Source organism: Nocardia fodinahabitans (genome assembly GCF_052983615.1).
Map to the genome: position 1 here is coordinate 671,423 of NZ_JBRJJC010000001.1, position 14,359 is coordinate 685,781.

Sequence of the window (14,359 nt, forward strand, 5' to 3'; positions counted from 1 at the left end):
CAGCCACGACGCCGCCGACCAGCCCGCCGAACGCCCCACCCGGGCCCGGCGGGGTCCGGGTGGGGTGTGGAATCTCATGTCACAGCACGGCGGCAGGAGCCGGCATGAGTAAGGGGCTGGCACGAGCACGGCGAGCAGACCGGGAAACACGCCCACACGGTTGCAGCAACCACCAAGGATCACCCACCTCCACCCGCTCGCAGCACCAGCGATCAACGCCACACCCGCCATGCCCCGTGCTCGTAACCAAGCTGATTGTTGCGGCACCATTGGAAATTGCTGGGCGCGTTGAAGGGTCATACGAAACTCTGAGTGAAACTCTCGGCGGCCGTTCAGGACAGCGCGGCACCGCTTTGCCTTTCGGTGGGACCATCCGTGGTCAGTAGGATGTTCCGGTGCTCACCCTCAACGCCCGGACAGTAGTTTTCGACATCGACGGCACGCTCTGCTTCGACGGACGAACGATTGATGACCGAATCCTGGCAGCAATCGAGGAATGCGAACGAGCTGAATACCATCCAGTTTTCGCGTCTGCGCGCCCAATCCGCGACCTCCTGCCTGTCCTTGACGGCGCCTTTGCGTCCGCGACCCTGATCGGCGGGAATGGAAGTCTGGTGTCAGCCAACGGACAGGTACAGGCACGCGCCGCGTTCGACGCTTTTGTACTGCGAGCGCTGATGGACGCCGTCGAACAGTTCGATGCGACGTATCTCGCAGACGGGCCCTGGGACTACGCCTACACCGGAGCGCACGACCATCCGATCCGTGGACGGGTCGACCAAGGCAGTCTCGCGCAGATGGTCGAACTCACGGACTTGCCCGAGGTGGTGAAGTTCCTGGTTCTCGGCGCGAACGACATGCCGGCTCTCGCGGCGGCCGGTCGGGATCTGGGACTGACGGTCAACCACCACCTCGAGGAAGGGATCATCGACTTCGCGCCGGGATCCACCACCAAGTGGGAGGCCCTGGAATCGTTGGGGCACACGAACTACGTGGCATTTGGTAACGACCTCAACGACTTCGACCTGCTGAAAAACGCGGAGCGGGCAGTACGGGTCGGATCGCACTCGAGCCTGGACACCGTCGCGCATGTCACTATCAGCGCGGATCCGGCGGCCGTGGCTGCTGAAATCTCGCTGCTCGCTACTGCGCTCTAGGCATCGCTGCTGGGTGTTCGGGCCTGCGTGACGGCGACGAACCCCTGTCCTCGCCGCATCTGTGCTCCTGGAATCACGCCTGAGCCAGCAGGGCCGCGCGTTCGGCTGCCGGGCGTTTCGGGCAGCTGGTGCACATCTGGCAGCCCGGTACCTCGTAGACGAGACAGCAGGACAGGCGCCGGACGAAGGTGCGGTCGCCGACGGTGACGAAACGGGGGGCGAGCAGGCGCGAGCCCACCTCGCCGGCCAGCCGGGTCGCGGCTTCCGGTGCGCCCGCGTCCAGCGCGCGGTTGCCGATCGCGTCGGTGACCACGGCCCACAGAGCGGGCACCCCGGCGCCGGACACGGCGGCGACCTGCAGGATCACCGCGGTCAAAGTCTCGCGCAGGGCGGCGCCGACCGCCTCGGCGGCAGCCGCGCCGTCGGCGGCCGCGGCGAGGGCGACCGTCGACCGGAAGCGCACGCGCTCGACTCCCCCATCGGGCCGGATCTCGCAGTCGAGCTCGTCGAGCGCCGGGATCGGGGCCGGGACGCCCGCGGTGTAGGCGGCGGTGATCTGGTCGACGAGCGCGGAGGCGACCATGCACCACCACAGCGTGCCGCCGACGCGGGGCGTCTCGGTGCCCCAGACACGGCTCATCTCGCCGATCCGGGCCGAGACCCAGGTGGGATCGGTGAGCAGGCGGCCGGGGACGGTGTTCACGACATCAGGGGACTGCGCAACCATGGCCATTCGACTCCGATCCACCCTCCGACCATCGAAAACGTGCCGAGCAGCCACAGCGTCGCGACGACGAGGGCGAAGGTGGCCACCGCGCCGAGGATCCTGATCGTCCACCCGCGCGAGGTGTACCACCCCATGACGATCCGGTATTTGCCGCGCACCCAGTTCAGGGTGTGATGGGCCCAGACGAACTCGGTGGCCAGGATGCCGAAGCCCGCGAACACCAGCGCCCAGCCGGGTCCCGGGTACGGGATCGTGACGATCCCGATCAGCAACACCAGCCCACCGACCACGCCGACGGCGATGCGGTAGCCGAGGTTCAGGGTAGGGCGGTGCTCGATGCTCGCCCGGAAGGCGCGCCAGCGCTGCTTGAAGGACGGCTCGGCCGCCGACGCCCCGGCGGTGGAATCCGCCGGGGCGTCGGTGGGGTCGACGGTCGGCTTGCGCGTCATCGTTCCAGCCTACGAGCCGCCGACCCCGCGATCACGTGGTGACCGGGGCATCGTCTCGATCGTCGATGGTGCGCACGCCCTCGGCGGTGACCTCGATCACGCGCGCGCCCGCGATGTCGAAGAACAGTCCCGACACCGCCAGCCCGCGCTCGGCGACCGCGCGGCGCACGGCCGGATGCCGGTGCAGCGTCTCGAGCTGCACGGCGACATTGACCATGCTGAGCTGGTCGACCTCGTCGAAGCCCGCGGCCCGCGCCGCCGCTGCGACCGGATGGTCGGCGCGGAACCGGTCCAGGCTCGCCTCGGCATGCCGCAGCCACGAGCTCAGCCCGCCGTCGGCCTCGGCGCCCCGGTAGACGGCCTTCATCGCGCCGCAGGCGGAGTGCCCGCACACCACGACCGAGCGCACCGCCAGCTCCTCGAGCGCGAACACCAGCGCCGCCTCGACCGAATCGTCGCCACTGGTCGGCACCAGATTGCCCACATTGCGGACGGTGAACAGGTCACCGGGGCCGCTCGAGGTGATCACATTGGGCACGATCCGCGAGTCCGAGCAGGTCAGGAAGAAGGAATCCGGGTCCTGCCGGTCGCGCAGCTCGTCCAGGTGCGGGCGCACGACGTGGGCGTGGCTGCGGTGGAAAGCCGAGACCCCGGCGGTCAGGGCATCGCTGCCGGACTTCTGATGCCGCCACGGTCCGAGCAGCTCGTCCCAGGTCGCGCGGCCGAACCCGCGGGCCGGTGGCGCGCCGAGGGTGTCGGCCATCCTGGCGCTGCCGATCTCCACGAAATCGACGCTGCCACCGCTGCTTTCCTGCTGATGCTGCCAGCTCTCGATGGCCTCGAAGGCGGCGTGGTCGAGGAAGTCGACCGTCATCTCCACGGTGACCTCGGCGCCCGCGGGCACCTTGCCGAGCTCGGCCGAGAGCTTCGGCAGGGCCAGGAAGGTGCACGACCCATCGATGCGGACCAGCCAGCGCTCGCCGCCCGGCAGCGGCATCGCGGTGACCTGCACGCGCACCACGCGCCACAGCAGCAGGCCGAAAGCCAGTGCGAGACCGATGATCACGCCCTCGAGCAGGTTCAGGAACACCACGCCGAGCACGGTGACCAGATACACGAGCAGGTCGCCGGTGCGCCGGGCCAGCCGGATGTGGGCCAGCTTCACCAGCTGGATGCCGATGACGATGAGCAGGCCGGCCAGCGCGGCCTTCGGGATCTGCTCGACCAGACCGACCAGCGCGACCGAGAACAGCAGGATCCAGCAGCCGTGCATGATCGCCGAGGCCCGGCTGCGCGCGCCCGCCTGCACATTGGTGGCACTGCGCACGATGACGCCGGTGATCGGCAGGCCGCCGACCAGGCCGGACAGCACGTTCGCCGAACCCTGACCGATCAACTCGCGGTCGAAGTCGGTGCGCGGACCGGTGTGCATCTTGTCCACCGCCACGGCGGAGAGCAGGCTCTCGACGCTCGCGATGAGCGCGATGGTGAGCACCATCATGGCGATCGCCGACCAGTTCCCCGACGGCAGTTCGGGCAGCTGCAGCGCGTCGAAGAGCGAGCCGCTCAACACGATCCGCTCCACCTCGGCGGGCAGCACGAGCGAGAGCAGGGTGCCCGCGACGACCGCGACCAGCGGACCGGGCACCGCGCGCAGCTTCGGCGGCAGATATTTCCAGCCCAGCATCACCGCGATCACGACGGCGCCGACGAGGGCGTCGCCACCGTGCAGCGACAGCAGCTGACCCGGCAGCTCGATCAGATTGCGCCAGGCGGTGCTGTGCGAGGACCCACCGAGCAGCACATGGACCTGCTGCAGCGCGATGGTGATGCCGATACCGGCGAGCATCGCGTGCACCACCACGGGAGCGACCGCGAGCGCGGCGCGCGCGATCCGGCTGAGCCCGAACAGGATCTGTAACAGCCCCGCGGCGACGACGATGAAACAGGTGACACGCCAGCCGAATTGGGCGATGGATTCGGCGACGACGACGGTCAGGCCCGCGGCGGGGCCACTGACCTGCAGGACCGAACCGCCGAGCAGCCCGGCGACGATGCCGCCGATCACCGCGGCGACCAGACCGGCGGCGACCGGGGCGCCGGAGGCGACGGCGATGCCCAGCGACAACGGCAGGGCGACGAGGAAGACCACGATCGAGGCGGGCAGATCGTGGCGGAGCAGGGTCTGCCGCCAGGACGGCGGCGGGGGTTCCGGCGAGGGCGCCGCCGGTGCGGCGGGTGGAGCTAGGTCGTTCGCGACAGACATGGTTCTCCTTCGGCGACGCGGCGCGCGGCCGTGGTCGATGGACGATCTACGTGTCGTGGGCGGTCGGGTGACCGCGGAACAGCTTCCAGCGATGAAGCGTCGAACGCCCCGGTGCGTCGGCGAACCGGGGCGGGGTGCCAACCACCGTATTGGTAAAGACTTGGCAAAACCAGTGTGCCGCACGAAGAGTGGGTGTCGCCATAACCGCAGGCCCGCTGTGGTGTGGCCCACACCGGATCTGGGCGCTCACACCGGTTCGGCCGCGACACGGCGGTGGCTGTCGTCGAATTCGGCGATCCCGTCGATGGTCACCTCGATGACCCGCGCGGTCGCCAGATCGAAGAACAGACCCGAGACCGCGACACCGCGCTCCTCGATCCCGTCGCGCACCGCCGGGTAGTCCATCAGTGTCTGGACCTGCCGGGCGACGTTCACCATGCCGAGCTGGTCGACCGGGCCGAAGCCCGCCCGCCGGGCCGCCTCGGCGACCGGGTGACCCGCGTGGAACGCCGTCAGGGTCGGCGCGGCGTGCGCGAGCCAGTCGTCGAGGCCCGGACCGGCCTGGACCTGCCCGTACAGGGCCTCCATGGCCCCGCACCCGCTGTGCCCGCACACCACGACCGCGCGCACGTCGAGCTTGTCGAGCGCGTAGATCAGCGCCGCTTCCACCGAGACGTCGCTGCCGCCGACCGGCACGAGATTGCCCACATTGCGGACGGTGAACAGGTCACCGGGCCCGCTGTTGGTGATGACATTGGGCACGATGCGGGCGTCGGCGCAGGTGAGGAAGAAGGTGTCGGCGTCGGGCCGGTGCCGCAGGCCCGCCAGGTGCGGGCGCATGAGATGCGCGTGCCCGCGATGGTAGGCCGCGATGCCCGCCGCGATCGGGTCGACGCCGCCACCGGTGCGCCGCCACGGCCCGATCGCCTCATCGATCACCTTGCGTGCCTGACCACGTTCGGGCGGCGCTGCGCCGGCACGGGCCATCCGAGCGGTGCCCATCTCCACGAAATCAACGATGCGGCCGCCGGATTCGCGGCGGTCGGCCCATTCGGCAATGGCCTCGCAGGCCGCGTGGTCGAGGAAGTCGACGGTCATCTCGACCGTCACGTCGACCCCGTCGGGCACCTCGGCCAGCTTCGCCGAGAGCTTCGGCAGGGCGAGGAAGGTGCACGAGCCGTCGACGGTGACCAGCCAGCGGTCGGTGCCCGCCACTGGTGCGGCGGTGATCGTCACCCGGACGACTCGCCACAGCAGCAGCGCGAACGCCAGCCCGAGGCCCATCACGACTCCTTCGAGCAGGTTGGCGAATACGACACCCGCCACCGTCACGACGTAGACGAGCAGATCACCGGTGCGCAGCGCCCGCTTGATGTGGGCGAGTTTGATCAGCTGCATGCCGATGACGATGAGCAGACCGGCCAGCGCTGCCTTCGGAATCTGTTCCACCACACCGACGAGCGCCACCGAGAACACCAGGATCCAGCAGCCGTGCAGCGCCGAGGAGGCCCTGGTGCGCGCACCGGCCCTGACATTCGTGGCACTGCGCACGATCACGCCGGTGATCGGCAGTCCGCCCACCAGGCCGGAGAGCAGGTTGGCTGTGCCCTGGCCGAGCATCTCGCGATCGAAATCGGCGCGCCCTCCACCCTTCATGCGGTCCACCGCGACCGCGGAGAGCAGGCTCTCGACGCTGGCGATGAGGGCGACGGTGAGCACCGTGAACGCCACGTGCCACCAGTCGCCCGACGGCAGTTCGGGCAGCGACATGGCCTCGAAGAGCGAGCCGCTCAACATGATCCGCTCGACGTCGGTCGGCAGGACCATCGCCAGCACCGCGCCGGCGAGGATCGCGACCAGCGGCGCGGGAACCACCCGCAGTTTCTGCGGCATGCGCTTCCAGCCGAGCAGGATCGCCATCACGGTGCCGCCGACCACGACGTCGCCCCACCGTGCGGTGCGCATCCCTTCGGGCAGCGCGGCAAGGTTGGCCAGGCTCGAACTGCTCGACACCCCGCCGAGCAGCACCAAGCTCTGCTGCAGCGCGATCGTGATGCCGATTCCGGCCAGCATCGCGTGCACCACCACCGGCGCCACGGCGAGCGCGGCCCGCGCTATCCGGCTGAGCCCGAACACGATCTGCAACACCCCGGCCGCGGCCACGATGAAACAGGTCGCCCGCCAGCCGAACTGGGCGATCGTCTCGGCGACGACCACGGTGAGCCCGGCGGCCGGCCCACTCACCTGGAGCGCCGATCCACCGAGCAGCCCGGCGACGACACCGCCGATCACCGCGGCGATCAACCCCGCCGCGACCGGCGCCCCGGACGCCACCGCGATGCCGATCGATAAGGGCAGCGCTACCAGGAACACCACCACCGAAGCGGGAAGATCATGCCGGAGAACAGATTTCAGAAATTCGTGCGGCGACGAGAGCGTTGTCGCAACGGGCACGCCCGGATCATTGTCGGTAGCCATCATTCTCCTTCGCCGGGCAGCAGGCGCCCGGTTCATCGGTCGAACATGCACTGGCAATAGATGCTGAGCTGCGAGAACTGACCCGAGACACAGGGTCGGGCCAATAGTAAAGAATTACCCAAGCGTATGGAAAGTTCTCGAGGCGAATGGGACGGATCGCGACTCAACTGTGACGTGCACCACATGCAATACGTCGGGGCCCGCGCAGCCCGGCCGGAAAGCCCACCGGCCGGAACGATCAGGAATCGAGAAGCGCGGCGACCGGGGTCGGTGGAAACATCGTTTCCGCAGACCAGCACAACGAAAGGGTTTCCGATGACCAGCACCTGGGTGCGCCGATCCCACCGGTGGCTCGCCATGGCCTTCACCGCGATCGTGGTCCTCACGGTGCTCGTGGTGGCGCTGAGCGGCCCGGTCTGGGTGTCCTATCTCCCGCTGTTCCCGCTCGCCGGGCTCTTCCTCTCCGGCAGCTTCCTGTTCGTCCGGTACTACGCCGGCAGATCACGCGCGGCACGCCGAGCCGGGGCGAGCGGCGGGCACGCGAAGACCCGCCGGCTGCACCGCTGGTCGGCCGCGGTGTTCGTCGGCACCGTCGTCGCCACGGTCGTCGCCCTGTCCCTGCCGGAGCCGATCGTCTGGGTGTCCTACCTGCCGCTGATCCCCCTCGCCGGGCTGCTGTTCTCCGGGCTGTACCTGCTGGTGACGCAGCGTCTTTCGGCCCGCCGCAGCGTCGCCGCCGCGGCGGCGTCTCACCCGATCTCGACCACCCGCGCCCAGGCAGGCGGCCGGTCCGGCACGTAGTCCGGATCGGCCTCGCGCCACGAACCCACCCGGCGGAACACCCCCACGACCGTCCGGCACGGGGGCGGAGTGGTCGGCCACGGCGTCTGGCCGTCGGTCAGCGCCACGATCACCTCCGGGCGGGTGCGCAGGGCCGCGGTGAAACCGGTGCGCAGATCGGTGCCGCCACCGCCCATCAAGGTCATGCCCTCGGCCCGGCACAGCGGGTCGGCGATCCAGACCGCGGCGTCACACGACAGCACGGTGACCAGGTCGCGGCGGCCACCGACCGCGCGGGTGATGGCGGCGACTTCCAGCAGCGCGCTGCCCAATTCGACATCGCTGACCGACCCCGAGGTGTCGATGACGACCGCGACCCGAGGGGGCATGCGGCGCAGGCTCGGCAGCACCACCCCGGGCAGCGCGGCCGAGCGCCGCGCCGGCTTACCGTAGGTGTAGTCCGCACCGACACCCGGGGCCGAGGCCGCCGACCGGAGGGCGGCGCCCAGCAGATCCCGCCACGGCTGCGACGGATGCAGCGCCTCCTCGGCCCACCGCCGCCAGCCCTGTGGCGCGTCGCCCGGCCTGCCGACGATGCCCTGAGCCACCCGGAAGCGAACCGCGTCGCGTTCCTGCTCGCTGAGGCCGTCCGCGCCGTCGGGCCCCAGCTCCCAGGCGCGATCGAGTCCGTCGGCGCCGCTGCCGCAGTCGAGCCAGGCCATGTTCTCGGTCAGGCGGCCCAGCCGGAACTGGCCGAGGTAGTCCTCCATCAGTTCGCCCGCGGACAGCCCGAGGTCGGCGGGCAGGACCGCCCCCGCGGGCCGGACGAGCCCGTCGCCGAACGCGTCGTCGTTGATCTCGGCGTCGGCGGCGATGTTCATCCGCAGGCGCTCCGCCGCGCCGGTCAGGTCGTGCGCCCGGGCGTATCGGTCGCTGCGAGCATGATGGTCGCGCAGCAGATGCGACACCTCGTGCACCAGGATCGAGGCGAGTTCCTCCACGGACGTGCAGGCTACGAACGCGGGTGCGACGTAGCAGCGCCAGTGCTTGTCGACCCCCATCGTCGGCACCTGCCGGGACTCGACGATGTGCAGCGCGTACAGGGCGGTGGCGAGGTAGGGCCGGGCCGATACCGCGTATAACCGTGCGGCATACAGCTTCTCGTGATCCAGTCCCGCCGTCATCGGCGCGCCTCGGCGACGCGGGCCGTGGCCTGCTCGGCCTGCCGGGACACCGACACCGTGGCGGCGAGGTGCTCGATCGACGCCGGGATCTCCCAGTCGTCCCGGCGCAGGGTGGCCAGCGTGGTCGCCGGGACCACCACCAGATCCGGCGCCCCGGTCGCCACCGCCCCGGCCAGCAGCGCCCACGCCGCGTCCCAGCGCGCCTTCTCCGGTCGGCGGCGCACCGCGGCCACCACCGCGTCGAGGACGGCCTGGCGCAGATCGCCCCGTTGGGGCAGGTCGGCGGCCGCCGGGTCGGCCAGCAGCACCTCGGGGTCGGGCAGATCCATCCGATCGATGCTGGTCAGCAGCTCGAAGCCGGGACCGTCACCCACGGTGCCGCGCACCAGCATCGACAGCACATCGCGATCGACACCGGCGGCGGTGGCGAACGCGATCAGCCGGACGGTCATCTCCCAGCTGCGCGGCGAGGGCCAGGCACCGGCGCGCCGGGTCTCGGTGGTGGGCAGCTGATGCACCAGTTTCGGCCGGCCCGCGAGCAGCTCGCACACCGCGCGCCGGGCGAAAGACACCGCCTCCGGGAGCTTTTCGGGCGCGAGGCGCGGCAGCGTCGCCCGCGGCCAGGTCCCGCCGAGACCACGCACGACGACCTCGTGGTCGTGGGCCCACTGCAGGTGCACGAAGCGATTCGCCAGCGGCGGGCTCAGTTCCCAGCCGTCGGCGGCCGAGGAGCGCGGGTTGGCGGCGGCGACGATGCGGACGCCGGGCGGCAATCGCAGCGCACCGACGCGCCGTTCCAGGACCAGGCGCAGCAGGGCGGCTTGCACGGCGGGCGGCGCGGTCGAGAGTTCGTCGAGGAACAGCAGACCGCGTCCGGCCTGGACCAGCTTCACCGCCCAATCCGGCGGCGCCATCGGCACACCGTGGGTCGCCGGGTCGTCGCCGAGGATGGGCAGGCCAGAGAAGTCCGACGGTTCGTGCACACTCGCGATCACCGTGGTCAGCGGCAGGTCGAGGGACTCGGCGAGCTGGGTCAGCGCGGCGGTCTTGCCGATGCCCGGCTCACCCCACAGCAGGACCGGGAGGTCGGCGGCGACCGCCAGCGTCAGCGCCTCGAGCCGGATGTCGGGCCGGGGTTCGGTGGTCGATTCGCCGAGCAGGGCGAGCAGTTCGGCCGCGATGTCGAGTGGGGAGCCGGTGGTTCGGACCGGGCGGAGGGCAACGGGAGTGCGTACAGACATGCGTGTATCACCTTGGTGTTCAGAGGAATTGGAGGAAGAGCGCGTCAGCGCTCGACCGCGTGACGTGGACGGGCGCCGTCTTCGCGGCGGGGGCGTCCGGCAGGCTGACGGGCGCCGCGACCGGGCTCGGACAGCCCCGCCCGGAACAGGCCATAGGTGATCCGCCGTCGCGCGGCGGACTCCAGGTCGTCGCGGAGCGGACCGTCGCGCAGCAGCGCCGCGGGACCGAGCAGCCGTTCGACCTCGGCCAGCGCACCGGCGGTGTCACCGTGGTCGAGCCGTTCGCGAATGCCCGCCAGCGCCTCCGGGCGACGGTGCGCCTGATCGATGACCCGCAGGCAGGGCAGCGGGGTGCCGGTCAGCGCGACCAGCAGTTCCTCGCGCCGGATCTCGGCCGGGTCGTGATCCAGCGCGGCCAGCCGCCCGTCCACGAACCCGATCCGGTGCCACTGCCCCCGGCACTCCACGAGCCGCGGCCGATCCGGCCGCTCGGCACCTCGCGCGGCGGCGGACGGTGACCAGGCCGGGTCGAGTGCCGCGGCGACCAGCGGATGCAGCTGATCGACCGAGATCGCACCGGCCCGCAGCAGCGCCAGATCGGGCAGCACCCAGGTCGCGGCGTCGGGCAGTACCGGCAATGCGGACACCTCGCCGCGCCGGTACTGCTCGGTGATCCGCACCTGCGCGCCCACGTCGAGGACGACCTGCCGCCGGGCGCCGCAGCGCACCAGCACCATTCCGGCCGTGGACTTCTCGGCCCCCAGCAGGATCGCGGCTTCGTCGGCCCAGCGATCCACCGCGCATTCGGGTGGCAGCTGCGCGGACAGCTCGTCGGCCGCGCTTCGTGGTGCCCCGCACCGGCTCGGCAGCTCATCGGTCCTGCGCGCGTCCCACAGGTGACGGTGCAGATCGAGCCGGAAGCGCCGGTTCGGCCGCGCATGCGGATGCGGGCTCGTCCCGGAGCCGTCCCAGAGCGCGAGCGTGAGCCGCTGACCGGCATCGGCCCAGGCCGGCGCGGTCCGCACCACCAGGTGCACGAATCCCCCACTGCCACCACGGGTTCCGGCGATCGCTGACGCGTAGCGCGCCACGGTGATCGTCAGCCCCGGCCGGAGCAGGCCGTCGGGCGCGACCCTGGGCAGATGCCAGCGCAGCAGATCCGGTGCCAGGTGACGCAGATCGGCCCGAATCCGCGCGGCCAGTTCCCCGCCGTGAGTCCGGGCGAACGCACGGAGATCGAGATCGACGTCCACGTGGGCCGCGGCGCAGGCCCCCGCCCAGTCACCGACGCGGCGGCGTGCGGTGGCCAGATCGATCATGGTGGGTGGCACCGCGAATTCGCGGACCCGCGACCAGAAGGCCAGGCGGGCATCGTCGCCGGGTGGTCGGGACGCGCGAAGGTACTGCGGGTATTGCGGAAATTCCGCTCGATCGAGCGGGAAGGAAGCCGGTGCGATGACCGGCAGGAGGCTCAACGGCCCGGGCGCCGTACGCCCTTTCGACTAGTCGTCATGTGCCCAGTATGCACAACACGGCCCGGCCCGACAACGTGGACACCGGGCAGGCGGGCGCCGACCGGAGGTCGATCGCCCGCCTGATCCGCAGGTCGCGGTGCGGATTACCGCGCGTCGGCGGCGGCCAGCGCGGGCTCGGCGGACGGCGCGCCGATCTGCGGGTACGTCGGGTACTCGATGCCCGAGATGTACTGCACGGTGCGCACGACCTGGCACGAGTAACCGAACTCGTTGTCGTACCAGACATAGAGGATCGCGGTGTCACCCTCGACGATGGTGGCGTTGGCGTCGATGATCGACGCCGCGCGCGAGCCGATGAAGTCACTCGAGACCACGTCGTTGGCGGCGGTGTAGTCGAGGTTGCGGCTCAACGGGCCCGCGAGCGAGACCTGACGCAGGTACGCGAGCACGTCCTCCTTGGTCGTCTCCTGCTCGAGCTGCAGGTTCAGGATCGCGACCGAGACGTCCGGGGTGGGCACCCGGATCGAGTTACCGGTGATCTTGGCCTTGAAGTCCGGCATCGCCTTGGCGACGGCGGACGCGGCGCCGGTCTCGGTGAGCACCAGGTTGAACGGCGCGGACCGGCCGCGGCGGTCGGCCTTGTGGTAGTTGTCGAGCAGGTTCTGGTCGTTGGTGAACGAGTGCACCGTCTCGACATGTCCACGCAGGATGCCGAATTCGTCGTCCATGGCCTTGAGCGGCGGCACGATCGCGTTGGTCGTGCACGAGGCGCAGGAGAAGATCTGCTGGGACAGGTCCAGGCTGCGGTGGTTGACGCCGTGCACGATGTTGGGGACGTCGCCCTTGCCCGGCGCGGTCAGCACCACCTTCGCGATGCCGGGGCGCAGGTGCTGGGACAGGCCGTCGCGATCGCGCCACCGGCCGGTGTTGTCGATCAGGATGGCGTTGTCGATGCCGTAGGCGGTGTAGTCGATCGCAGTCGGATCGTCGCTGTAGATGAACTTGATGACGTTGCCGTTGGCCGTGATCGTGTCGTTGTCGGCGTCGACCTTGATGGTGCCGTTGAAGTGGCCGTGCACCGAGTCGCGACGCAGCAGCGACGCGCGCTTGGCCAGATCGTCGTCGCCGCCCTTGCGCACCACCACGGCGCGCAGGGTCAGCCCGTTGCCCGACCCTGCCTTCTCGATGAGCAGCCGGGTCACCAGTCGCCCGATCCGGCCGAAACCGTAGAGCACGACATCGCGCGGGCCCTGCGGCTCGGCCTTGTTGCCGTCGATCACCTCGGTCAGCACCGCCGCGGTGAACTCCGGAATCGACAGCCCGCGGTCATCGGCGCGATAGGCCATGACCAGCTGTCCGAGGTCGATCTTGCACGGCCCCAGGTCCAGTTCGCTGAGCACCTGCAGGAAAGGCAGGGTCTCGTCCACGGACAGTTCCTCGCCGGCGATCTGCCGCGCGAACCGGTGCGTCCGCAGAATGCTGATCACCGATTTGTTCACCAGCGACCGGCTGTGCAGCAGGATCGTCACGCCCTTGCCGCGGTACAGCGTGCCGATGATCGGGATCATCGCCTCGGCAGCGGCTTCCTGAGCGTTCCAGCGGTCAAGTTGTTCGGTGGTCACCACACGTCCTCAGGGTTCTCGATAAGTAGTCCCTACCGATGCTAAGGAGCGCCGAGTTTTCACCGAGACCGGCTACCCACCAGTGAGGTTTACGCCACTCCACCAACGAAAAATGACCAGGACGACAGTCCTGGTCATGCTGTGGTCCCAGCTGGTTTCGAACCAGCGACCTTCCGCGTGTGAGGCGGACGCTCTCCCGCTGAGCTATGGGACCGAACACCGCGCGAGGGGCTTTGGAGGGCCTCTCGAACGAGATGGAACATTAGCACGGCGCCCCCGGGTCACACCAAATCGCCTCGTGAACGGGGGCTTCGGGGTCCGTGGCCTGTTCTGTAGACCGTCACCCGCGCGCCCGGAGTCAGCTGGGATTGCGAGCTCGGACCACTCGGGGACGCCCGAGTCCCCGACCGCAGCCGTCACGGACGATTCGACGCACATCCACCGCCCCGCACCCCCGCCGACCACCCGAACAACACCCCTGTAATTCACATTTAGGCCCATCTACCAGCCGATTTGTAGTCTGCGCCGACCGTCGGCTAATGTTTTCCTCGCACCACGGAGAGCAGCCAAGCCGCAAGGCCGACAGCCTCCGGAAGTGCGAATGCGGATGTAGCGCAGTGGTAGCGCATCACCTTGCCAAGGTGAGGGTCGCGGGTTCAAATCCCGTCATCCGCTCGAGAGGTAGGTTAGGCAGTAATGCCATCCTCCTTTGCGCGGTGGAGTGGCCGAGTGGTGAGGCAACGGCCTGCAAAGCCGTGCACACGGGTTCGATTCCCGTCTCCACCTCGCGCGATTAGCTCAGCGGGAGAGCGCTTCCCTGACACGGAAGAGGTCACTGGTTCAATCCCAGTATCGCGCACCACAAGAAGGCCCCGGTTTCGACCGGGGCCTTCTTGCGTTTCCGGGGCCGGACAGCATGTAACCCAGGTCACTCCCGGCCCGGATTCCGTCGGCGCTCCCCTAGGATCGGCACTCGGCGT

The 14,359-nt window shown here is 69.8% G+C and carries 10 protein-coding genes and 4 tRNA genes; 5 read left to right on the top strand and 9 right to left on the bottom strand.

Going from position 1 to position 14,359, the window contains the following annotated elements; all coding sequences use genetic code 11:
• Positions 1-395 precede the first annotated feature (395 nt).
• The gene (locus tag NV348_RS03170; protein ID WP_447145614.1) at positions 396-1,157 is read left to right on the top strand and encodes an HAD-IIB family hydrolase; all 762 of its coding nucleotides are present in this window, start codon (positions 396-398) and stop codon (positions 1,155-1,157) included.
• A gap of 73 nt (positions 1,158-1,230) precedes the next feature.
• Here the strand turns inward: NV348_RS03170 and NV348_RS03175 are convergent, their stop codons facing one another.
• From NV348_RS03175 to NV348_RS03190, 4 genes are all read right to left on the bottom strand, one after another.
• Positions 1,231-1,860 carry a (2Fe-2S)-binding protein gene (locus tag NV348_RS03175; RefSeq protein WP_447145615.1) on the bottom strand — a complete coding sequence of 210 codons (630 nt, stop codon included), beginning with the start codon at positions 1,858-1,860 and terminating at the stop codon, positions 1,231-1,233.
• Positions 1,857-2,333 (bottom strand): TIGR02611 family protein, encoded by a 477-nt coding sequence (locus NV348_RS03180; RefSeq protein WP_447145616.1) that lies wholly within the window; start codon positions 2,331-2,333, stop codon positions 1,857-1,859. The genes NV348_RS03175 and NV348_RS03180 overlap by 4 nt, the downstream gene beginning before the upstream one ends.
• Before the next feature lie 31 nt (positions 2,334-2,364).
• Positions 2,365-4,599 carry a SulP family inorganic anion transporter gene (locus NV348_RS03185; RefSeq protein WP_447145617.1) on the bottom strand — a complete coding sequence of 745 codons (2,235 nt, stop codon included), beginning with the start codon at positions 4,597-4,599 and terminating at the stop codon, positions 2,365-2,367.
• Between the two features lie 246 nt (positions 4,600-4,845).
• Complete coding sequence (locus NV348_RS03190) at positions 4,846-7,077, bottom strand: SulP family inorganic anion transporter (RefSeq protein WP_447145618.1); 2,232 nt, start codon at positions 7,075-7,077, stop codon at positions 4,846-4,848.
• Positions 7,078-7,392: 315 nt separating this feature from the next.
• Here NV348_RS03190 and NV348_RS03195 point away from each other — a divergent pair, with 315 nt between their 5' ends.
• On the top strand, positions 7,393-7,878 hold the full coding sequence (locus NV348_RS03195; RefSeq protein ID WP_447145619.1) for a hypothetical protein: 486 nt from the start codon (positions 7,393-7,395) through the stop codon (positions 7,876-7,878).
• Here the strand turns inward: NV348_RS03195 and NV348_RS03200 are convergent.
• The 5 genes from NV348_RS03200 to NV348_RS03220 form a co-directional block, all read right to left on the bottom strand.
• Positions 7,827-9,041, bottom strand: a complete 1,215-nt coding sequence (locus tag NV348_RS03200) for a vWA domain-containing protein (RefSeq protein WP_447145620.1) — start codon at positions 9,039-9,041, stop codon at positions 7,827-7,829. The two genes, NV348_RS03195 and NV348_RS03200, sit on opposite strands and share 52 nt — an antisense overlap.
• Entirely contained in the window at positions 9,038-10,282 is a 1,245-nt protein-coding gene (locus NV348_RS03205) for an AAA family ATPase (protein ID WP_447145621.1), read from the bottom strand. Before NV348_RS03205 ends, NV348_RS03200 begins: the two co-directional genes overlap by 4 nt.
• Positions 10,283-10,326: 44 nt before the next feature.
• Positions 10,327-11,757, bottom strand: a complete 1,431-nt coding sequence (locus tag NV348_RS03210) for a hypothetical protein (RefSeq protein ID WP_447145622.1) — start codon at positions 11,755-11,757, stop codon at positions 10,327-10,329.
• A gap of 143 nt (positions 11,758-11,900) precedes the next feature.
• Entirely contained in the window at positions 11,901-13,379 is a 1,479-nt protein-coding gene (locus NV348_RS03215; protein WP_447145623.1) for a glyceraldehyde-3-phosphate dehydrogenase, read from the bottom strand.
• A 142-nt stretch (positions 13,380-13,521) separates the two neighbouring features.
• A tRNA-Val gene (locus NV348_RS03220) sits at positions 13,522-13,593 on the bottom strand.
• Between the two features lie 389 nt (positions 13,594-13,982).
• On the opposite strand from NV348_RS03220, the gene NV348_RS03225 reads away from it, so the two are divergent.
• The 3 genes from NV348_RS03225 (at position 13,983) to NV348_RS03235 (ending at position 14,241) form a co-directional block, all read left to right on the top strand.
• A tRNA-Gly gene (locus NV348_RS03225) sits at positions 13,983-14,054 on the top strand.
• Positions 14,055-14,094: 40 nt separating this feature from the next.
• Positions 14,095-14,165 (top strand) — tRNA-Cys (locus NV348_RS03230).
• A gap of 1 nt (position 14,166) precedes the next feature.
• A tRNA-Val gene (locus NV348_RS03235) sits at positions 14,167-14,241 on the top strand.
• Positions 14,242-14,359: the final 118 nt, after the last annotated feature.